We start from the raw sequence: 21,308 nt of genomic DNA on the forward strand, positions 1-21,308 counted from the left end.
GTGTGCGTGTCCCTGGTTAATCAATACTCCAAAGCCAGCACAAGCCACTGCAATCAAGCGACTCGACAGGGAGCAAACATCGGCCTCAATCACCATGTTTGCTCCTTGCTCTTGTTTAATCTTCTTCGCGGACCGTGGCCACTTCCGCCGCGCGGACTTTAACCTTCGACCCGGAAATATCTTCAAACTCGTAAAAACCATCCTTTGTTTCGGTTTTCGGCATGTCCTTGGTCAGGTACTGAGTGCCGTTCTGCAGGGTCACCACCGTGGCGGTGGAGCAACCTGCCAGCGCCAGAAGGGTCGCAACGGCCAGTGGCAGGCCCAGGGTCTTGATGTTCATATTCACCTCTCGAAATGCAAAAAAGCGTATCCCTATCGGCGTTGGTGCAGTGGAACGCAGAAAAGTTCGCCAGCCGCTTATCTTTTTCCATTTGCGCCTGACCGCCCAGAGCTGTTATCTGTACGCATAACCAGTACTTGTATTGCCATGGCGCCGGATTCTGTGACTGCTAACCCCCTCGACGATCCGTTCTATTACCTTAACAACTTCATGCAAGTGCTTGATTGGCTTGAGCATCGTTATGCGGACGTGTTGAGTGACGAGGAGCAGCGCTTCATTGGCGAATTCAACCAGCTGCCCCGTGAATCCCGGGCACTGCTGGTGAGGCTGATCATGCGCAAGGGCATTCATTTTCGCGCCAGCAAGTTGCAGTACGTCGAAATAGGCGACATTGCCCAGGCAGCCGCGCGGCTGATCACGCTGGGCTGGATCGACGAGCACAGTGCGCTGCCCATCGAAACCCTGTTCCCGGTGTTGCTCAAGACCGAAGTGCTGCAGTGTTTTGCAAGCGCGATCACTCAGCCCAGGGGCAAGAAGAACGACTGGTTGCCGACCCTGATCGAGCAGTACCCCGAGGCCCAGAGCTTCAGCCAATGGTGCGCGCCCCTCGGGGATCGCCTGTTCACCTTGACCATCATGGGCCTGTGCGATCGCCTGCGCCTGATGTTTTTCGGCAATCTTTACCAGGACTGGTCCGAATTCGTGCTGGCCGACCTGGGCATCTTCACCTACGAGAAAATCGAAATCGGCGCCGACTCGCGCGGGTTGTGCAGTCGCGAGGACGTGGATGCCTGTCTTTACCTGCACGACTGCCAGATGCGCTTCGAAGCGGGTGAAGCGCTGTCGGAGATCGTCGAACAGATCAACAGTCTCACGCTCACCAACCCCTGGCTGTCCAGGCGCCGCGGCAAGTTGATGTTCCAGATGGGCCAGCACTGCGAACGCATTGCAGATTTCGTCAACGCCGTGACCCTTTATCGCCACTGTACTTACCCCGGTGCGCGAGTCCGGCTGATCCGCGTGCTGGAGCGCTGCGCCGAATATCAGCTGGCCCTGGACCTGGCCCTGCATGCGCAGCAGTTACCGCATAGCGCCGCTGAGCAGCAGCATGTGCTCAGGATACTGCCCAGGCTGCGCCGCAAGCTCGGCGGACCGCCCATGAAACGGGCGTCGCCGCGACAAATGCTGCGCCTTGACCTGCAGTTGCCCAGGTTTGATCCCGCAGTATCGGCGGATGAGCTGTCGGTGGAGCGCTGCGTTCAAGTGCATCTGGCAGAGGTGACAGCACCCGTGCACTACGTGGAAAACAGCCTGATCAATTCGCTGTTCGGCTTGCTGTGCTGGCCGGCGATTTTTGCGCCTTTGCCTGGCGCGTTCTTCCATCCGTTTCAGCGCGGTCCGGCGGACTTGCTCTACGAAGACTTTCATTCCCGGCGCGCCGAGTTGTTCGCCGCGTGCCTGGCCGAACTGGAAGACGGTCGCTACCTGCAGACCATACGCGAGCGTTACTCCAGCAAATGGGGCGTGCAGTCGCCTTTCGTGTTCTGGGGCGCGTTGAGCGAGGAGTTGCTCGACCAGGCGCTGGCGTGCCTGCCCGCCGAGCACCTGCGGCACTGGTTCAATCGCCTGCTGCTGGATATCAAGGCCAACCGTACCGGCATGCCGGACCTGATCCAGTTCTGGCCGCAGGACAAGACCTACCGCATGATCGAAGTCAAAGGCCCCGGCGACCGCCTGCAGGACAATCAACTGCGCTGGCTGGAGTTTTGTCATGAGCACCAGATGCCCATTGCCGTCTGTTACGTGCAGTGGGCGGAGCAGGGCGCTTGAGCTACAGCATCGCAGTGCGGGCGTTGTGCGAGTTTACCGCCAAGGTCGGTGACCTCGACCTGCGTTTTACGCCGTCGCCCACTGCCCTGGAAGGCATCGTCGGGCACCGCACGGTTGCATCGCGTCGCAGCGAGGGCTATCAGACCGAGGTTGCGCTGGAGGGCCATTACCGGACCTTGCGCGTCAAGGGCAGGGCGGATGGCTACGATCCCGCGCAAAACTGCCTGGAAGAGGTGAAGACTTACCGCGGCGACCTGGGCAAGCAACCCGCCAATCACCGGCAGCTGCACTGGGCCCAGGCGAAGATCTATGGCTGGTTGATGTGCCAGAAAGCCGGCCTGGAGCAGATCAACCTGGCCCTGGTGTACTTCGACATCGTCAGCGAAAAGGAAACCTGCCTGGTCGAGGCGTTCAGTGCTGCACTGCTGGAGCAGTTTTTCGAGCACCATTGCCAGCTGTTCCTGCATTGGGCGCAGCAGGAAATGGCCCATCGCGAGGCACGCAACCTCGCCGCGCAGGCGTTGACGTTTCCCCACGCCGGTTTTCGGCCCGGGCAACGCCACCTCGCCGAGTCGGTGTTCAAGGCGGTCAGTACCGGGCGCTGCCTGATGGCCCAGGCGCCCACCGGCATCGGCAAGACCGTCGGCACACTGTTCCCGATGCTCAAGGCACTGGCGCCTCAGCAACTGGACAAGATTTTCTTCCTGACGGCCAAGACCCCGGGGCGCAAACTGGCACTGGACGCGGCGCAGGTGATCATCGACAGCGCCGACGCACCGCCGTTGCGCGTGCTGGAGATGATCGCCCGGGACAAGGCTTGCGAGCATCCCGACAAAGCCTGCCACGGTGAGTCCTGCCCATTGGCGCAAGGCTTTTATGATCGCCTGCCGGCCGCGCGCCAGGCTGCCAGCGAGCTGACCCTGCTGAATCAGGCCGCCTTGCGCGAGGTGGCGCTGGAACACGACGTCTGCCCTTATTACCTGAGCCAGGAAATGGCGCGTTGGGCCGATGTGGTGGTTGCCGACTACAACTATTACTTTGACTTCAGCGCACTGTTGTTCGGCCTGGCCCAGGCCAATAACTGGCGAGTCGCGACCTTGGTGGATGAAGCGCATAACCTGGTCGAACGGGGCCGCCAGATGTATAGCGCCAGCCTCGACCAATCGGCCCTGAACGCGGTGCGCAAAACCGCGCCCGAGGCATTGAAGAAGTCGCTGCAGCGAGTCCATCGTGAATGGAATGCCCTGCATAATCAGCAACTGGGCGCCTATCAGGCTTATGACCGTGCTCCGGAAAAACTCCTGCAGGCGCTGTTTTCCTGCAGCGCGAGCATTGGCGACTACCTCAATGATCATCCCCAAGGGGTCGACAGTGGCCTGCAGAACTTCTATTTCGACATGCTGCAATTTGGCCGAGTGGCCGAACTCTTCGATGAGCAGTACCTGTTCGATATCAGCAAGCGCGACCTTGAGCGCAAGCACAACCTCTCGACCCTGTGCCTGCGCAATGTGGTGCCTGCCGGATTCATTCGCCCACGCCTGACCGCCTCGCGCACCACCGTGCTGTTTTCCGCGACCCTCAGCCCCCGTCACTATTACGCCGACCTGCTGGGCACGCCGCCCGACACCGTGTGGATCGATGTCGAATCGCCGTTTCACGCCGACCAGTTGCAGGTCCATATCGTCAGCCAGATCTCCACGCGGTTTGTCCATCGTCAGGCGTCCCTGGGGCCGATCGTCGAGTTGATGGCTCGGCAATTCACAGAGCGTCCCGGTAACTACCTGGCATTTTTCAGCAGCTTTGACTACCTGCAGCAAGTCGCGCAACGGCTGGCCGAGGCCCACCCGCACATCAATCTGTGGTCGCAATCGCGTGGCATGGGGGAAGGGCAGCGCCAGACGTTTCTCGACCAGTTCACCGCCGACAGTCAGGGCATCGGCTTCGCGGTGCTCGGCGGCGCGTTTGGCGAGGGCATTGACCTGCCTGGATCGCGCTTGATCGGAGCGTTCATTGCCACCCTGGGCCTGGCACAGTTGAACCCGATCAACGAACAACTCAAACACCGAATGGCAGCGATTTTCGGCGCCGGTTATGACTACACCTACCTGTATCCCGGTGTGCAGAAAGTGGTTCAGGCGGCCGGACGGGTGATCCGTACCCAGCAGGATCAGGGCGTCGTCATGCTGATCGATGACCGTTTCGCGCAGGCCAAGGTCATGCAATTGCTGCCACGCTGGTGGGCGCCAGGTCTGGTCGCTGGTAGCGCAGGCGGGTAAAGACAATTGATTGCCTGTGATTGCAGCTTTTCAATTTCGCCGGATGTCCCATACTCTCGAAAACGAAATTCACGTGAGGGTTGAATGAGCGAGGATCGGAGGAAAGCCGGTGCCATCGAAGAGAAGCGCTTTCGCTTGTTGATCGATGCCGTGGTCGATTATGCGATCTACATGATCGATCCCGATGGCACAATCGCCAGTTGGAACTCCGGGGCCAAGCGTTTCAAGGGGTATGAAGAGGCGGAGATCCTGGGTCAGCATTTTTCACGGTTTTACACCGAGGATGACCGTCGCGCCGGCCTGCCCCAACGAGCGTTGGATACTGCGATCCGCGACGGCCGTTTCGAAGGCGAGGGCTGGCGCGTGCGCAAGGATGGCTCGCACTTCTGGTGCCATGTAGTGATCGACCCGATTCGTGACGCCGATGGTCAATTGCTCGGTTTTGCCAAGATCACCCGCGACCTCACCGACCGCAAGATGGCCGAGGAAACGCTCAAGCAAAGCGAGCAACAGTTTCGCCTGCTGGTTCAGTCAGTCACTGACTACGCCATCTACATGCTCGACCCGCAAGGGCGCCTGACCAACTGGAACCCGGGGGCTCAACGAATCAAGGGCTATGCCCCTGAAGAGGTGGTGGGCCAGCATTTTTCGATGTTCTACACCCCTGAAGATCGCGTTGCCGGCGAACCGCAACGGGCGCTGGATACGGCGGTGCGCGAAGGCCGGTTCGAGAACAAGGCCTGGCGTATGCGCAAGGACGGTACGCGGTTCATGGCGCATGTGGTGGTCGACCCCATCTGGGGTGAAACCGGAACCTTGCTGGGTTTTGCCAAGATTACGCGCGATATCACCGAGGCCACCACGGCACAGCGCACCCTGGAACAAACCCGCGAAGCGCTGTTCCAGGCGCAGAAAATGCAGGCGATCGGTCAACTCAGTGGCGGGATCGCCCACGACTTCAACAATTTGCTGACGGTCATCCTGGGCAACCTGGAGATCATTCGCAAACGCGCAGTCAACGAACCAAAAATCACCCGTCTGGTAGACAACGCGACCCAAGGTGCCTTGCGCGGGGTCTCCCTGACCCAGCGTATGCTGGCTTTTGCCCGACGCCAGGAGCTCAAGACCGAGCCGGTCCAGGTTGCGGAAATGGTGCAGGGGATTACCGGACTGTTACGCAGTGCGCTGGGGCCGTCCGTGCGTTTGGTAACCCATTTCCCGCCAGGACTCGAGCCGGCCCTCGCCGACATGAACCAGCTTGAATTGACCGTGATGAACCTGGTAACCAATGCCCGCGACGCCATGCCCCAGGGCGGCGAAATTCTGGTCAGTGCCCAGGCCGTGGAGATCCATGCGCAATCGACTCTGTCTCTGGCGGCCGGGCAATATATCTGCCTGAGCGTTAGCGATAACGGCGAAGGCATGGACGACGCCACGCTCGCCTCGGCAATGGACCCGTTCTTCACCACCAAAGGGCTTGGAAAGGGCACCGGCCTGGGCTTGTCGATGGTGCACGGGTTTATCGAACAGCTGGGTGGCCGTTTCATCCTCAAGAGCCAGAAGGATAAAGGCACCACGGCCGAGTTGTGGTTGCCGGTGGCTGGTGTCAGCAGCGCAACCCGACTACAGGCCGAAACCGAGCCGTCTGCACCTGTGTCACGAATAAGCGTACTGGTGGTGGACGATGACAGCCTGGTCCTGACCAGCACCTGCCTCCTGCTGGAGGACCTGGGCCATAAGGTCACAGCAGCGAACTCCGGCGCGAAAGCACTGCAATTGTTCAGCGCCGACCAGCCATTCGACCTGGTGATCACCGACATGGCCATGCCGCACATGAGTGGCGCGCAACTGGCGCATGCCATTCAGGAGATCAACCCGGGCATCCCCATCATCATCGCCACCGGCTTCGCCGAGCGACTGGAAGGTTTCGCTGCCAATCTGCCGCGGCTGTCCAAGCCATTCAACCAGCTCAACCTGGTAGAAATCATTGCCTCGACCTTGAAGTAAGTGCGTGCAGGCCAGGGAATGAAATCCGGCTGAACTAGTTTCAAGCCGGATCTTCTAATTCTTTTTCAGACCTGACAGAACCCCCGTGCCCAGAATATTGACCGAAGCCACGGCTGAAGAAGCCCTGACCGAACACAATGCCAAAATGTTTGGCTCACCGAAGGAGCGCCTGGATTTCTACCGCAGGGAAATCCAGTATGAGACCAGCATCCTGGCCAACCGCACGGATGCCTACCTGGCCGCGCAGTCGTTCCTGGTCATTGCGTTCGCATCCTGTATGGCAAACCTCAACCCCGAATGGGGCAAGCTGTTCACCTTGATCGTACCGCCATTCCTGGCGCTGCTGGGGTTGCTGAGTTCCCTGAATGCCTGGCCCGGCATCAGGGCGGCGTACGACATCATCGATCACTGGCATTTCAAACAGAGCGAACTGTTGAGCAGTGAACCCCTGATGGGCCTGGCGTACGATGAATCACCTTTATTCAGCGAGATGGAGTCTTCGCACAAGGGATACCGCAAGTCGCTACTGTTTTCAGTGCGAACCCCGTGGATTTTTGCGACGTTTTGGGTATTGCTGGGCACTTATGCGGTATTTATTCAGGTGACCAATCCTGGTGGTTGATCAGCCTTTGGGCTGTGGCGGGGGGCTTGCCCTCGCCACGCCCTGGCATTGGCTATCAAGCCGCCAGATTAGCGGCGCTCATCTCTTTCCTGTACTGCGCTTTCAAGCTCTCCATCTGCGCCCCAAGCTCTTCCAGCTCAGCCTTGCCCAGCAGCTTGCTGGCTTCAGGGAACATCTCCTGTTCTTCCTCTTCGATGTGGTGCTCCAGCAGCTCCTTGACTACCTTCACCCGCCCGGAAAACTCGGGGGTCGATGGGTCGGTTGCTTTCAGGTCTGGCAGCACCAGGGAATCGACCGTGCGGTGTTCTTCCTTGGCTTCGTAGTACATGATTTCCTGCTCCTTGCCCCCGGCTTTCTTGTAGGCGGGGTACAACACTTCTTCCTCGAGCCGGGTATGGATGGTGATTTCCATTTCCAGCTTGGCAAGCAGCTCCGTGCGTTTCTTGACTCCACGCTCGGTGGATTCGCTCAACTGGGTCAGGATGCTCTTCACGCGTTCATGGTCGGCTTTCAACAGGTCGATGGCGTTCATGGTCGGGTTCTCTCGAATAGTCACGGGTAGAGCGCTAACGGTCTCGATGCCGCAGGTCGCTTACAGTGAGGGAGCATTTCCCGTGCCGGATCCGATCAGCGGCTAATTCTCTTATAAATCAATTAATTAACTCTGTTTATAAGCTGGGACTACCATGCAGCCTGCATGAGTGTACAAAGGCGGCCATTGCACTTCGCATTGGGCTGGCACCACGCGGGATTTTTTCTTGAAGAGGCAAAAACCGCCGATCAGAATCGCCTCGCATTCAACTGAACTCGCCGCTTCAGCCATCGCCCTTAACTACAGACTATCCAGTCTTTATTGACCAGCGAGATTGACCAGCGAGGATGCAGCCATGCGAGCAATGACTTACCACGGTGCTCACGACGTCAGGGTCGAAACCGTACCTGATCCCGTCATCGAGGCCCCTGATGACATTATCCTCAGGGTGACCGCGACCGCCATTTGCGGGTCGGACCTGCACCTGTATCGAGGCAAGATTCCCACGGTGGAACATGGCGACATCTTCGGCCATGAGTTCATGGGCATTGTCGAGGAAACCGGTTCGGCGGTGACTGCAGTACAGCGCGGTGATCGGGTAGTGATCCCTTTCGTGATCGCCTGTGGCGACTGCTTTTTCTGCCAGCAAGAGCTGTTCGCGTGCTGCGAAACCACCAACTCCGGGCGCGGAGCCATCGTCAACAAAAAGGCAATCCCTCCACCGGCGGCATTGTTCGGCTTCAGCCGTTTATATGGGGGCATTCCCGGCGGGCAGGCCGAATTAGTGCGTGTCCCCAAGGCCAACACCGGGCCTTTCAAGGTTCCGGGTATGCTGGCAGACGAGAAAGTACTGTTTCTTTCGGACATCCTGCCTACCGCCTGGCAAGCCGTACTTAACGCTGGCATTGGCCAGGGTTCCAGCCTGGCGATCTACGGTGCAGGGCCAGTGGGGCTCCTCAGCGCTGCCTGCGCACGAATGCTGGGCGCCGAGCAAATTTTCATGGTCGATCATCATCCGTATCGACTGGCTTACGCGCAGAGTGCCTACGGAGTGATCCCGATAAACTTCGATGAAGATGACGACCCGGCGGACACCATCATTCGCCAGACCGTTGGCAGTCGCGGGGTGGACGCGGTCATTGACGCGGTGGGCTTCGAGGCCAAGGGCAGCACCACCGAGACGGTGCTGGCGACGTTGAAGCTGGAGGGCAGCAGTGGCAAGGCGCTGCGCCAGAGTATCGCTGCCGTTCGCCGAGGCGGCGTGGTCAGCGTGCCTGGGGTTTACTCCGGCTTTATCCATGGTTTCCTGTTCGGTGACGCGTTCGATAAAGGCCTGACATTCAAAATGGGGCAGACCCATGTCCAGCGCTATTTGCCGCAGCTGCTGGGGTATATCGAAACCGGACGCTTGCAACCCGAGGCAATCGTCACCCACCGCATGTCACTGGAGCAGGCCGCCGAAGGGTACAAGCTGTTTGATAAAAAGCAGGAGGATTGTCGCAAAGTGATCCTGACTCCGGGTAGCCCTGAGGAGCCCTTGGCTGAAACCTTCGAGGCCCAGGCAATCCCGGTGACCTGATGCAGAGCCGAGAAAGGGGGGAAGCACACTTGCAGGAGCATCAAGCCGGCTCCTGCAAGTGACAGGCAGTGCCAGCTACATCACGCTCTGGATTCGTGCGCGGGTTTGGGATTGGCAACCGCCATCGGCATCGAAGGGAAGTCCTCGTTCAACAGGCGCAAATGCTCGATGGCTTCTTCGAATTTCAAGTCGGCTTTTCTGCGCATTGCCTGGTAGCGGTCGAACTGCTCGCCATCCAGCTCGCTGCCTTCGAGGAGGGCGAAGGCGGCTTGATTCAGCGTCTCTGCTTCTTCAAATAGCTGGCGGTTGCGTTCCAGGGCGAACTCGCGGCAGGCTGAAATTTCATCACGGGTGGAGTAGTGGATCATGGCCGGCACCTTTATTCAGAATGTTAATGATTAATAGGCAGCGGCACCGGCGAAGGATTTCAAATTTATGAGCGTTAAATTTCGATTATTCCGACGATAAAACCCTGAGCAAAAAATCAGTTTTTTCGTTTTTTACGCTGTTCGTATCGAGCAAGGATGGGTTGGGTGCTGACCCCGTGCACGAGGATGCTCAACGCCACCACCGACAACGTCAGGTTGGTGCACAAGGCCGCGACTGACGGGTCCAGCCCGTGATTCAGGGCGTAGAACAGGTAATACAGGCTGCCGATCCCGCGGATCCCGAACCAGCCGATCAACAGACGCTGGCGACTTTCGAGCAGACCGCCCCAGGGCATGGCCAGGACGCTCAGCGGTCTGATCAGCAGGAACAATGCGCCACCTATCGGCAGCGCGCGCCAGTCCCAGTGCGCAATCAGCACCACGCCGAGCAAGGTCACCAGGAATACTTCCATGGCGCGCTCCACCAGACCGCCAAATGCCAGCATGTCGCCCATCATGATGCCGGCGGCCACTTGGGAGTCTTCAAGATTCTCGGTGTCGCCATGCACCGCTTGCTGGGGGTCGACGTTCTGGTGACCGACCACTGGCTGGACCAGATGCTCGGCCGGCACCGGGGCATCGCCCGTGGACTTGACCTCTTCCTGACGCAACCCCAGGCCAGCGGCGAATACAGACAGGAACCCGTAGGCGTGAACCCACTCGGCGCCGACATAGGCCAATGCGATGAGGGCCAGGGCCAGATAGTCGTTGGGGGAGAGGGTGCTGTCTTCATTGGCAATGCGCAGGGATAAGGTCAACCTGCCGATTCCACGGCCCATCCAGTACCCGATCAACAGCCCCGCCGGCACTGCCCAGAGCACTCTGCCGAGCGCCCAATCTCCCAGCCAGCCGGGGTTGCCGTCTTGTTGCAGCAGGAGCAATCCAAGAATCACGAACGGGAAGGCGACTCCGTCATTCAGGCCAGCCTCGCCGGACAGGCCGAACCGCACACTGTCGTCGTCGCGGGCATCGTTAACCTGCACCAGAGACGCGAGCACAGGGTCGGTCGGCGCCAGGATCGAGCCAACCAGTACGCTGACACCCCAAGGCAACTGGAATGCGAAGTGCAGCAGCAGACACACCCCGGCAATGCTCAGCATCATAACCGGGCCCGCCAGGCCCAGTGCCACTCGCCAGTTCTTTTGCCTGAAGGGAGCGCGCAGCTTCAAACCGCAAACGAACAGGGAAAACAACACCGCCACTTCGGTCAGGTGTTCCATCCACACTGATGCATCGTCCACATCCAGTTTCAATACGCCCAGGCCCGTGGGGCCGATACCGACGCCCAGCGCCAGGCATACCGCCGAGGTGGTAACGGGCTTCCAGCGCAGATAGGACGACGTCAACGCCAGGGTCAGTAACACGGCACCGAGAACGGCCACCCATATCGTAAAACTCATACTTGCGTCCTGCGCGAGGGTGGCCGTGATACAGCGTGGAGTAAGCTCAACCGACAGTCGCGCGCAGGTATTCGGGCGTCAGCACGTTGAACCACAGCAAGATCATTTCCACCAGGATAGTGACCAGCACTAGCAAGCCCACGCCCCAGACGCAGGCGGCATTCAATACTCCCTGTTCCTTGCGTTCATGCATGAACGTGGGCAAGCCTACGAACAGCAAAAATGTCGAGTAGATGCCTGCAGCGCCCAGCACCGCGATGGCCAGCCAACGGCTGGGATAAAGGCCTGCCAGCCCGGCCAGGAAGAACGGGGTGGCGGTGTAAGCCGCAAATCCGATGCATTGGTTGATGGTCGGCCGGGCGTCGAATGTGCGCGACATCCAGCGTATGAACAGGCCCATTACTGCTACGCCCAGCAGAATCGTCACGTAGAGCATGACGCACAGCTGCAAGGCGCTAGTGGTACTGAGCTTGACTGTCTCATTCTGCGCCAAACTCCAACCCACATAGGTGGTCCCGATGAACAGGCACACTGCGGGGATCAGGGCGAGCAGGAGCAGATGCGCAAGGTAGTGGCGCGGATGCGCTTCCTCTTCCTTGCGAATATCCGTCCAGGCGTAGTTGGGTTGAGTGAATAGCTTGACGATAGGTGCGGACATGACGACCTCCTCGAACGGCCCGTGGTGGAGGGCTATAAACGTATTGAGCAAGGGCATTTACCGACGGTTCATTTTTTTGTCGCACAGACCAGCCAGTCTTGGCGTGCAGGCCCCAAGACTGGCTGCGCGACAGTTACAGCATCGGTTTGCCACCGGTTACGCCGTAGCGCTGACCTGTGATGTAGCTGGCTTCATCCGAGGCGAGCAGTACATAAATTGGCGCGACTTCCACAGGCTGCCCGGGACGCCCCAACGGGGTCTGGGCGCCGAAGTTCTGCACTTCTTCGTCGGGCATGGTCGAGACGATCAGTGGCGTCCAGATGGGCCCGGGTGCGACGCTGTTGACCCGGATGTTCTTCGGCCCGAGCATCTGCGCCAAGCCGCCGGTAAAGTTGGCGATAGCTCCCTTGGTAGTGGCGTAGGCGAGCAGGGTAGGCTTGGGCATGTCCGAGTTGATGGAGCTGGTATTGATGATCGAGCTGCCGGGCTTCATGTGTTTCAACGCCGCCTGGCAGATGCGGAAGATCGCGGTGATGTTGACGTCGAATGTCATCACCCATTCCTCGTCCGGAATGTCTTCGAAATTCTCGTGGGTCATCTGGAACGCGGCGTTGTTGACCAGCACGTCAATGCGACCGAAGCGTTCGACGGTCTTGTCGACCACCGCCTGGCATTGGGCTTTTTGCGCCAGGTCGCCTGGCACCAGCAGGCACTGGCGGCCGGCCTGTTCGACCCAGCGTGCGGTTTCCTGGGCGTCTTCATGTTCGTTGAGGTAGGCAATGACCACGTCCGCGCCTTCGCGGGCGAAGGCAATTGCCACGGCGCGGCCGATGCCGCTGTCGGCGCCGGTAATCAGGGCAATCTTGCCTTCCAGCCGGCCGGAGCCTTTGTAGCTTTGCTCACCGCAGTCCGGGTAGGGATCCATTTTTTTCTGGGAGCCGGGGACGGGTTGTGCCTGTTTGGGGAAGGGCGGTTTTGGATAGTCATTCATCGTGAATCTCCAATCTCAAGGCGAAAGAGTCAGAGGGTGGACCCTGGGCTTTTGGCGTGGGTTCGGTTGGATTTTCGGTGAAAGGGTTGAACGGTCAACACGCTGTGCCAGGCGCGACGCCATGGTGTAAGCTCTGCGACTCTTCGGATTCGACCCTTTGCGAGCCCTATGCCGTCGCTTTTCAAACGCTCCCTGCTGCCAAAACTGCGCAGCTTCCCGCTGACCGCCGAGGCCGTCACCATCCTCTCGGGTGCCGCCGAGTTTCGTCGCTGCCTGCTGGAAAAGATCGCCAGTGCAACCCGACGCATCTACATCGTCGCGTTGTACCTGCAACAGGATGAAGCCGGCCAGGAGATCCTCGATGCCCTGCATGCCGCCAAACTGGCGCGCCCGGAACTGGATGTCGTGGTGGTCGTCGACTGGCTGCGCGCCCAGCGTGGCCTGATCGGTGCTGGCAAGCAGCCGGGCAACTCGGCGTGGTACCAGGAAACCACCCGCACCCATGCCAGCGAAGTGCCGGTGTACGGCGTGCCGGTGCAGAGCCGTGAGCTGTTCGGCGTGCTGCACTTGAAGGGTTTTGTAATTGATGATTGCGTGATCTACAGCGGCGCCAGTCTGAACAACGTTTACCTGCACAAGTTCGACAAGTACCGTTACGACCGTTATCACCTGTTGCACAACCGCGACCTGGCGGACTCGATGCAGCACCTGGTGCAGCACGGCCTTATCGCCTCCAAGGCGGTCAATCGCCTGGATTTGCCCAATCTGCCGACCACCCGCAGCCTGCGCAACGATATCGGTGACCTGCGCAGCCGCCTCAAGCACGCGACGTATGACACCACCAATGGGACTACGGACAAAGGCGGGCTGTCGGTCAGCCCGCTCCTCGGCGTGGGCAAGAACAATCCGCTGAGCCGGGTGATTGGCGAGTTGATCGCCAGCACCCAGCAGCAGCTGACCATCTGCACGCCGTATTTCAACCTGCCGCTGGCCGTGACCCGGGAAATCAATCGGGCACTGGCACGGGGCGTGAAGATCGACATCGTGGTCGGGGACAAGACAGCCAACGATTTCTACATCCCACCCAGCGAGCCGTTCAAGGTGATCGCGGCGTTGCCATACCTGTACGAAATCAGCCTGCGCCGTTTCGCCAAGCGTCATCAGCGTTATATCGACAGCGGCCAGTTGAACCTGCACCTGTGGAAGGACGGCGACAACACCTACCACCTCAAGGGCATGTGGGTCGACCAGCGTTATACCTTGCTCACCGGTAATAACCTGAACCCGCGGGCGTTCCGTCTCGACCTGGAAAACGCCTTGCTGATCGATGATCCCAAAGGTGAGCTGCTGGCGCCGCGCAGGGAAGAGCTTGGGCAGATTTTCCAGCACACCACGCGCATTGGCCGATACCAGGACCTGGAAACGCTGGTGGAATACCCGGCAGCGGTGGCCAAGTTCCTCAAGCGCGTCAGCCGCGTGCGGATCGAGAGGTTGCTGTACCGGATCCTGTAACTTGCAGGAGCCAGCTCGCTCGCGAAAAACCAGAGGCCGCCTCGGGGCATCAGGCACCCCGCGTCATCGTTAAAGACCATCGCCAGCAAGCTGCCTCCTGCATGTAAGATGGCGATATTCGAATAACAACCTGGCCTGCCTGATTTAATGTCGGAAAAAGACACTATCTCCATCCAACTGGTGCGCGAAGCCCTGTTGCAAAGTTGTGCGCCCGGCGTGGCAACCGCCGAAGTACTGGAAAAGGTCGGCATTGCCCCGGCGTTACTGGGTACCGCGAATGCCCGGGTGCCGGCGACGGCCTATGCACGGCTGTGGCGGCTGCTGGCCCGACGGGGCGACGATGAGTTTTTTGGCATGGATCCGCGCCCGCTGCGCTCCGGAAGTTTCGAATTCCTCTGCCGCAGCGCTATGGCCCAGCCCAGCCTGATGGCGGGCCTGACCTGCGGCCTGGACTTTCTCTCGCTGATGTTCCGGCACCTGCCAGCGCACCTGGTGCGTCAGCAGAGCCTGGCGGAAATCGTGCTGATCGAGGATGAGCAACCCGCCAAGCGCGCGTTCACCTACTTTACCTACTGGATGATCGTGCACGGCGTCGCCTGCTGGTTGGCCGGGAGGCGAATACCGATCCTGGCGATTGAACTGCGCTGCCCGGCACCGGATTTTCTGGACGACTACCAGGTAATGTTTTCCGAGAACCTGCGCTTCGATCGACCCCGCACTCGCATGATTTTTGCCGCCGATTGCCTGGACATGCCGATCCGCCGCAGTCCCGATGAGCTCAAGCGCTTCCTGGCCCATGCCCCGGCCAATATCCTGGTGAAATACCGCGATCCACAGAGCCTGGCCAGCCGGATCAAGCACGATTTGCGGCAGATCACCGCCCAGCACTGGCCGGAGACCGAGGCACTGGCGCAACAATTGTGCATGTCGGCCTCGACCTTGCGCCGCCGCTTGGCGGAGGAGGGGCAGACTTACCAGGGGCTCAAGGACAGCGTGCGCAAGGAGCTGGCGATCGTCTGGCTGGCGGACCCGGTGATCAGCTTTGCCGAAATTGCCACGCGCCTGGGGTTTGCCGATGCGAGCTCGTTCTACAAGGCGTTTCGCAAGTGGTCGGGGTCCAATCCCGGGCATTACCGCAGTCTTATCCTCAATGAGCCGAACTGAGCGTGATTGTGTAGTGGCCTGACTGGCCCCATCGCGAGCAAGCTCGCTCCTGCAGTTTTAGCGTCAGCACACAGATCCTGTGGGAGTGAGCGTGCCCGCGACGAGGCCATGGCAGCCGCTGCGCCTCCCGAACCTTGGCCAAACCAGTCAAACAACTTGATAGCTTTGACCATTGTCCCGCCGGGCGCACAGAGCGACTATTTCTCCTGTTGATTACGGTTCCCCCAACCTAATAAAAATACAGAGGGATTCTGGCAATGCGCGACTACCTGACTGCCACTTCACAGTTCGATTATCAGCACACCGTCGATGCCGCACTGGCCGGCGACCTCACTGCGCTCAATGCCTGCGTCGAGTGTTGCGACCGGCACGCACTGCCCGGGCGCATTGCGCTGTTCTGGGAGGGGCGCGACGGTTCGAGCGCGACTTATACGTTTAGCGACTTGCAGGACAAAGCCGCGCGTTTCGCCAATTTCCTGCTGGAGCAGGGCGTGCGCAAAGGCGATAAGGTTGCCGGCTTGCTCCCTCGCAACATCGAACTGCTGGTCACGGTGTTCGCGACCTGGCGCATCGGTGCGGTGTATCAACCGCTGTTCACCGCCTTCGGCCCCAAGGCGATCGAGCACCGTCTGGGCAGTTCCGGTGCCAAGGTGGTGGTGACCGATGCGGGCAATCGCAGCAAGCTCGCCGAGGTCGAGAGCTGCCCGACCATCGTTACCGTCGCAGGACCAAAAGGCCAGGGCATTGTCCGTGGCGATTTCAGCTTCTGGGCTGAGCTGGCCAATTACCCTGCTGTCTGCGAACCGGTGCTGCTCACTGGTGAAGACCCTTTCCTGCTGATGTTCACGTCTGGCACCACCGGCCCGTCGAAAGCCCTGTCCGTACCCCTGAAGGCCATCGTCGCGTTCCACAGTTACACCCGCGATGCGGTCGACTTGCGCCCCGAAGATGCATTCTGGAACGTCGCCGATCCCGGCTGGGCCTACGGCATTTATTTCGGCGTGACCGGGCCACTGGCGATGGGGCATCCGATTACCTTTTACGACGGCCCGTTCACCCTCGAAAGTACCTGCCGGGTCATCAACAAATATGGAATCACCAACCTCACGGGCTCGCCCACGGCCTACCGACTGCTGATCGCCGGCGGCGACGAGTTCGCCCGGTCCATCAAAGGCAGGTTGCGCATTGTCAGCAGTGCCGGTGAACCGCTGAACCCGGAAGTGATCCGCTGGTTCGCCGACAACCTGAACGTGGTCATCCACGACCATTATGGCCAGACCGAACTGGGCATGGTGCTGTGTAATCACCACGGCCTGGAACACCCGATTCACATGGGCGCCGCCGGCTTTGCCTCGCCCGGCCACCGCATTGTGGTGCTGGATGAGGCCTGCCAGGAACTGAGCGTCGGTCAGCCGGGCATCCTGGCCATCGATCGCAGCCAGTCACCGATGTGCTGGTTCTCCGGTTACGAAGGCGGCCCCACCAAAGCGTTCGTCGGCCACTACTACCTGAGCGGCGACACCGTCGAGTGGAACCCCGATGGCAGCATCAGCTTCGTCGGGCGCAGTGACGACGTGATCACCACCTCCGGCTACCGGGTCGGCCCGTTCGACGTGGAAAGCGCGCTGATCGAGCACCCGGCCGTGGTCGAGGCGGCAGTGGTCGGCAAACCTGATCCGGAGCGCACCGAGCTGGTCAAAGCCTTCGTTGTACTCAGTGCGCAATACCGCGCCGATCCGGCGCTCGCCGAAGAACTGCGCCAGCACGTGCGCAAGCGCCTGGCCGCGCATTCGTACCCCCGTGAAATCGAATTTGTCAGCGAATTGCCGAAAACCCCAAGCGGCAAATTGCAGCGCTTTATCTTGCGCAACCAGGAAATCGCCAAGGCTCAAGAGGCCGCCGCGAAGAACGTTTCAGCTTGAATCCAAGGAAACTGTGATGCAGATCGAAAACAAGGTTTTTCTCGTCACCGGCGGTGCGTCCGGGCTCGGTGCCGCCACCGCTGAAATGCTGGTGGCCGCCGGTGCCAGCGTGATGCTGGTAGACATGAACGCCGACGCCGTCGCCGCTCAGGCCCAGCGACTGGGCGCGCAAAGTGTGGTCGCCGACATCAGTGATGAGGCCGCCGCCGAAGCAGCAGTGCAAGCCACGGTGAAAGCCTTCGGCGGCCTCAATGGACTGGTCAACTGCGCCGGTATCGTGCGCGGGGAAAAAATCCTCGGCAAGAGCGGCCCGCATGCGCTGGCCAGCTTCAGCCAAGTGATCAACGTCAACCTGATCGGCAGCTTCAATATGCTGCGCCTGGCGGCAGCGGCGATTGCCGAAACTGAAGCGGATAGCGACGGCGAGCGCGGGGTGATCATCAATACTGCGTCAGCCGCTGCCTATGACGGCCAGATCGGCCAGGCGGCTTACGCGGCGTCCAAGGGCGCTATCGTCAGCCTGACCTTGCCCGCCGCTCGCGAGCTGGCGCGCTTTGGCATCCGCGTGATGACCATTGCCCCGGGCATTTTCGAGACGCCGATGATGGCCGGCATGACGCCTGAAGTACGCGCGTCGCTGGCGGCTGGCGTGCCGTTTCCACCCAGGCTCGGGAAACCGGACGAGTATGCCGCGCTGGTAAGGCATATCATTGAAAACAGCATGCTCAATGGCGAGGTGATCCGTCTCGACGGTGCCTTGCGCATGGCCGCCAGGTAGGAGAATTCGTCATGACTATTGCCAACGATCCGATTGTTATTGTCAGCGCCGTGCGCACCCCCATGGGCGGGTTCCAGGGCGAACTGAAAAGTCTCACCGCACCGCAACTGGGTGCCGCCGCGATCAGCGCCGCCGTCGAACGCGCCGGTATCGTCCCTGCTCTGGTCGAGGAAGTTCTGTTTGGCTGCGTCCTCTCCGCAGGCCTTGGCCAGGCCCCGGCGCGCCAGGCCGCGCTGGGTGCAGGGTTGGACAAATCAACCCGCTGCACCACGTTGAACAAAATGTGCGGCTCGGGTATGGAAGCGACGATGCTGGCCCACGACATGCTCGTCGCCGGCAGTGCCGAGGTGGTCGTCGCCGGAGGCATGGAGAGCATGTCCAACGCGCCGTACCTGCTGGACCGCGCACGCAGCGGTTACCGCATGGGGCACGGTCGGGTGATGGACCACATGTTTCTCGACGGGCTTGAAGACGCCTACGACAAGGGACGCCTGATGGGCACCTTCGCCGAAGACTGCGCCGAGACCAACGGCTTCAGCCGCGAAGCCCAGGATGCCTTTGCCATTGCCTCGACCACCCGTGCACAGCAAGCGATCAAGGACGGCAGTTTCAAGGACGAGATCGTCCCGCTTACCGTTACCGTCGGCAAGGAACAGGTGCTGATCAGTAACGACGAACAGCCGCCGAAAGCCAAACTCGACAAGATTGCTGCACTCAAGCCGGCGTTCCGCGACGGTGGCACCGTCACTGCGGCCAACTCCAGCTCGATCTCCGACGGCGCTGCGGCCCTGGTCTTGATGCGCCGCTCCGCTGCCGAAAAACAGGGGCTCAAGCCGCTGGCAGTGATTCACGGGCATGCTGCCTTTGCCGATACCCCGGGGCTGTTCCCGGTGGCCCCGGTGGGCGCAATCCGCAAGCTGATGAAAAAGACGGGCTGGTCCCTGGACCAGGTCGATCTGTTTGAAGTCAACGAAGCGTTTGCGGTGGTCAGCCTGGTGACCATGGCCAAGCTGGAAATCCCCCATGAGAAAGTCAACGTGCACGGCGGAGCTTGCGCACTGGGCCATCCCATTGGCGCATCCGGCGCGCGGATCCTGGTGACCCTGCTCTCGGCGCTGCGCCAGAAAGGCTTGAAGCGCGGCGTTGCAGCCATCTGCATCGGCGGCGGTGAAGCCACGGCCATGGCTGTGGAATGCCTGTACTAAAACCCGCACACCCCCTGTAGGAGCTGCCGCAGGCTGCGATCTTTTGACCTTGAAGATCATCATTAAAAGATCGCAGCCTGCGGCAGCTCCTACACGGGGTATTTCATATTCAAGGATTTGGCATGATTCCCAATGACGAACAATCCCAGATCAGCGACGCGGCACGGCAGTTTGCCCAGGAACGGCTGAAACCGTTCGCCGCCGAGTGGGACCGCCTGCATCGTTTTCCCACCGAAGCCATCGGCGAAATGGCCGAACTGGGCTTCTTCGGCATGCTCGTGCCGGAGCAATGGGGTGGCTGCGACACCGGTTACCTGGCCTACGCCATGGCCCTGGAAGAGATCGCGGCCGGTGACGGCGCGTGCTCGACCATCATGAGCGTGCACAACTCGGTGGGCTGCGTGCCGATCCTCAATTACGGCACCGATGAGCAGAAAGAACGCTTTCTCAAACCCTTGGCCAGGGGCGACATGCTCGGCGCTTTTGCCCTCACCGAACCCCAGGCCGGTTCCGATGCCAGTGGCCTGAAAACACGTGCCCGCCTGGAAGGCGACCACTACGTGCTCAATGGCTGCAAACAGTTCATCACCTCCGGGCAGAATGCCGGCGTAGTGATCGTGTTTGCCGTGACGGACCCGAGCGCAGGCAAGCGCGGAATCACCGCCCTAATCGTTCCCACCGATTCACCGGGCTACAAAGTCGCGCGGGTTGAAGACAAGCTCGGCCAGCACGCCTCCGACACCTGCCAGATTCTCTTCGAAGACGTGAAGGTGCCAGTGGCCAACCGTTTGGGCGAGGAGGGTGAAGGCTACAAAATCGCCCTGGCCAACCTTGAAGGCGGTCGCGTCGGCATTGCTTCGCAATCGGTGGGCATGGCCCGAGCCGCGTTCGAAGCAGCCCGGGACTACGCAAGGGAGCGGGAAAGTTTCGGCAAGCCGATCATCGAACATCAGGCCGTCGCGTTCCGCCTCGCCGACATGGCCACCCAGATAGCCGTGGCCCGGCAGATGGTGCATTACGCAGCGGCTTTGCGTGACAGCGGCAAGCCCGCCCTGGTCGAAGCCTCGATGGCCAAGTTGTTTGCCTCGGAAATGGCTGAAAAAGTCTGTTCTGCGGCCTTGCAAACCCTGGGCGGCTACGGTTACCTGAACGACTTCCCGCTGGAGCGCATCTACCGCGACGTGCGGGTGTGCCAGATCTACGAAGGCACCAGCGACATTCAACGCATGGTTATCTCGCGCAACCTTTGAACAGGAGTCCATTTGTGAACTACGAAACGATTTTGCTGGAAATCCACGGTCGTGTTGGCCTGATCACCCTGAACCGGCCCCAGGCGTTAAACGCATTGAATGCGCAGATCGTCAGCGAACTGAACCAGGCGCTCGATGGCCTGGAAGCTGACTCGAACATCGGCTGCATCGTGCTCACCGGTTCGAAAAAGGCTTTCGCGGCCGGCGCCGACATCAAGGAAATGGCCGAGCTGACGTATCCGCAGATCTACCTCGACGATCTGTTCAGCGACAGCGACCGCGTGGCCAATCGCCGCAAGCCCGTCATTGCTGCGGTGAACGGTTTTGCCTTGGGTGGCGGTTGTGAACTGGCACTGATGTGCGACTTCATCCTGGCGGGCGACAACGCCCGGTTCGGCCAACCGGAAATCAACCTCGGCGTGCTCCCGGGCATGGGCGGCACCCAGCGCCTGACCCGCGCGGTAGGTAAGGCCAAGGCCATGGAAATGTGCCTGAGCGGACGTTTGATCGACGCCGTGGAAGCAGAGCGCTGTGGCATCGTGGCGCGCATCGTGCCGTCGGATGAGTTGCTGGCCGAGGCGCTGAAAGCCGCCGCGTTGATCGCCGCTAAATCCCTGCCGATCGCGATGATGGTCAAGGAAAGCGTCAACCGCGCGTTCGAAGTCAGCCTGTCTGAGGGCGTGCGCTTTGAGCGTCGGGTATTCCATGCGGCGTTCGCGACGCAGGATCAGAAGGAAGGGATGGCGGCGTTTATTGCCAAGCGTGAGGCGCAGTTCCAGGGCAAGTAATCGGGTAAGGCTATCGCGGGCGAGCC

At 60.3% G+C, this 21,308-nt stretch carries 18 protein-coding genes; 12 read left to right on the forward strand and 6 right to left on the reverse strand.

Annotation, left to right across the window (positions count from 1 at the left end; translation table 11 throughout):
* Positions 1-115: 115 nt before the first annotated feature.
* The gene (locus EQV97_RS03235; RefSeq protein ID WP_122840471.1) at positions 116-340 is read right to left on the reverse strand and encodes a YgdI/YgdR family lipoprotein; all 225 of its coding nucleotides are present in this window, start codon (positions 338-340) and stop codon (positions 116-118) included.
* A 147-nt stretch (positions 341-487) separates the two neighbouring features.
* Between EQV97_RS03235 and EQV97_RS03240 the strand changes: the two genes are divergently transcribed.
* The 4 genes from EQV97_RS03240 (at position 488) to EQV97_RS03255 (ending at position 7,075) form a co-directional block, all read left to right on the forward strand.
* On the forward strand, positions 488-2,170 hold the full coding sequence (locus tag EQV97_RS03240) for a VRR-NUC domain-containing protein (protein WP_122840470.1): 1,683 nt from the start codon (positions 488-490) through the stop codon (positions 2,168-2,170).
* Positions 2,167-4,446, forward strand: coding sequence for an ATP-dependent DNA helicase (locus tag EQV97_RS03245; RefSeq protein WP_240888379.1), 2,280 nt, complete (start codon positions 2,167-2,169; stop codon positions 4,444-4,446). The genes EQV97_RS03240 and EQV97_RS03245 overlap by 4 nt, the downstream gene beginning before the upstream one ends.
* 84 nt (positions 4,447-4,530) lie before the next feature.
* A complete protein-coding gene (locus EQV97_RS03250; protein ID WP_240888380.1) occupies positions 4,531-6,453 on the forward strand; it encodes a PAS domain S-box protein in 1,923 nt (640 codons plus the stop codon).
* A gap of 85 nt (positions 6,454-6,538) precedes the next feature.
* Positions 6,539-7,075 carry a hypothetical protein gene (locus tag EQV97_RS03255; protein WP_122840467.1) on the forward strand — a complete coding sequence of 179 codons (537 nt, stop codon included), beginning with the start codon at positions 6,539-6,541 and terminating at the stop codon, positions 7,073-7,075.
* A 55-nt stretch (positions 7,076-7,130) separates the two neighbouring features.
* On the opposite strand, the gene EQV97_RS03260 is transcribed toward EQV97_RS03255, so the two are convergent.
* Positions 7,131-7,607 carry a hemerythrin domain-containing protein gene (locus EQV97_RS03260; protein ID WP_240888381.1) on the reverse strand — a complete coding sequence of 159 codons (477 nt, stop codon included), beginning with the start codon at positions 7,605-7,607 and terminating at the stop codon, positions 7,131-7,133.
* Positions 7,608-7,962: 355 nt separating this feature from the next.
* On the opposite strand from EQV97_RS03260, the gene EQV97_RS03265 reads away from it, so the two are divergent.
* Positions 7,963-9,186, forward strand: coding sequence for a zinc-dependent alcohol dehydrogenase (locus EQV97_RS03265; protein WP_240888382.1), 1,224 nt, complete (start codon positions 7,963-7,965; stop codon positions 9,184-9,186).
* Between the two features lie 80 nt (positions 9,187-9,266).
* On the opposite strand, the gene EQV97_RS03270 is transcribed toward EQV97_RS03265, so the two are convergent.
* The 4 genes from EQV97_RS03270 to EQV97_RS03285 form a co-directional block, all read right to left on the reverse strand.
* Entirely contained in the window at positions 9,267-9,554 is a 288-nt protein-coding gene (locus EQV97_RS03270) for a hypothetical protein (protein WP_122840464.1), read from the reverse strand.
* 116 nt (positions 9,555-9,670) lie between these two features.
* Positions 9,671-11,014 (reverse strand): cation:proton antiporter, encoded by a 1,344-nt coding sequence (locus tag EQV97_RS03275; RefSeq protein ID WP_122840463.1) that lies wholly within the window; start codon positions 11,012-11,014, stop codon positions 9,671-9,673.
* Positions 11,015-11,060: 46 nt separating this feature from the next.
* Complete coding sequence (locus EQV97_RS03280; protein ID WP_122840462.1) at positions 11,061-11,672, reverse strand: Yip1 family protein; 612 nt, start codon at positions 11,670-11,672, stop codon at positions 11,061-11,063.
* A gap of 133 nt (positions 11,673-11,805) precedes the next feature.
* Entirely contained in the window at positions 11,806-12,663 is an 858-nt protein-coding gene (locus tag EQV97_RS03285) for an SDR family oxidoreductase (RefSeq protein ID WP_122840461.1), read from the reverse strand.
* A 168-nt stretch (positions 12,664-12,831) separates the two neighbouring features.
* Here EQV97_RS03285 and pssA point away from each other — a divergent pair, with 168 nt between their 5' ends.
* The 7 genes from pssA (at position 12,832) to EQV97_RS03320 (ending at position 21,282) form a co-directional block, all read left to right on the forward strand.
* Positions 12,832-14,175: a CDP-diacylglycerol--serine O-phosphatidyltransferase gene (gene pssA / locus EQV97_RS03290; protein WP_122840460.1), complete on the forward strand. Its 1,344-nt coding sequence runs from the start codon at positions 12,832-12,834 to the stop codon at positions 14,173-14,175.
* Between the two features lie 147 nt (positions 14,176-14,322).
* Entirely contained in the window at positions 14,323-15,339 is a 1,017-nt protein-coding gene (locus tag EQV97_RS03295; RefSeq protein ID WP_240888383.1) for an AraC family transcriptional regulator, read from the forward strand.
* Between the two features lie 257 nt (positions 15,340-15,596).
* Complete coding sequence (locus EQV97_RS03300) at positions 15,597-17,261, forward strand: AMP-binding protein (RefSeq protein ID WP_240888384.1); 1,665 nt, start codon at positions 15,597-15,599, stop codon at positions 17,259-17,261.
* Between the two features lie 16 nt (positions 17,262-17,277).
* The gene (locus EQV97_RS03305) at positions 17,278-18,039 is read left to right on the forward strand and encodes an SDR family NAD(P)-dependent oxidoreductase (protein ID WP_122840457.1); all 762 of its coding nucleotides are present in this window, start codon (positions 17,278-17,280) and stop codon (positions 18,037-18,039) included.
* 11 nt (positions 18,040-18,050) lie between these two features.
* Entirely contained in the window at positions 18,051-19,244 is a 1,194-nt protein-coding gene (locus EQV97_RS03310; protein ID WP_240888385.1) for an acetyl-CoA C-acyltransferase, read from the forward strand.
* A gap of 122 nt (positions 19,245-19,366) precedes the next feature.
* Positions 19,367-20,494: an acyl-CoA dehydrogenase gene (locus EQV97_RS03315; RefSeq protein ID WP_122840455.1), complete on the forward strand. Its 1,128-nt coding sequence runs from the start codon at positions 19,367-19,369 to the stop codon at positions 20,492-20,494.
* 14 nt (positions 20,495-20,508) lie between these two features.
* Positions 20,509-21,282 carry an enoyl-CoA hydratase gene (locus tag EQV97_RS03320; protein WP_240888386.1) on the forward strand — a complete coding sequence of 258 codons (774 nt, stop codon included), beginning with the start codon at positions 20,509-20,511 and terminating at the stop codon, positions 21,280-21,282.
* Positions 21,283-21,308 lie beyond the last annotated feature (26 nt).

The organism is Pseudomonas sp. TMW22090 (genome assembly GCF_022496665.1).
GTDB classification, from domain to species: domain Bacteria; phylum Pseudomonadota; class Gammaproteobacteria; order Pseudomonadales; family Pseudomonadaceae; genus Aquipseudomonas; species Aquipseudomonas gregormendelii.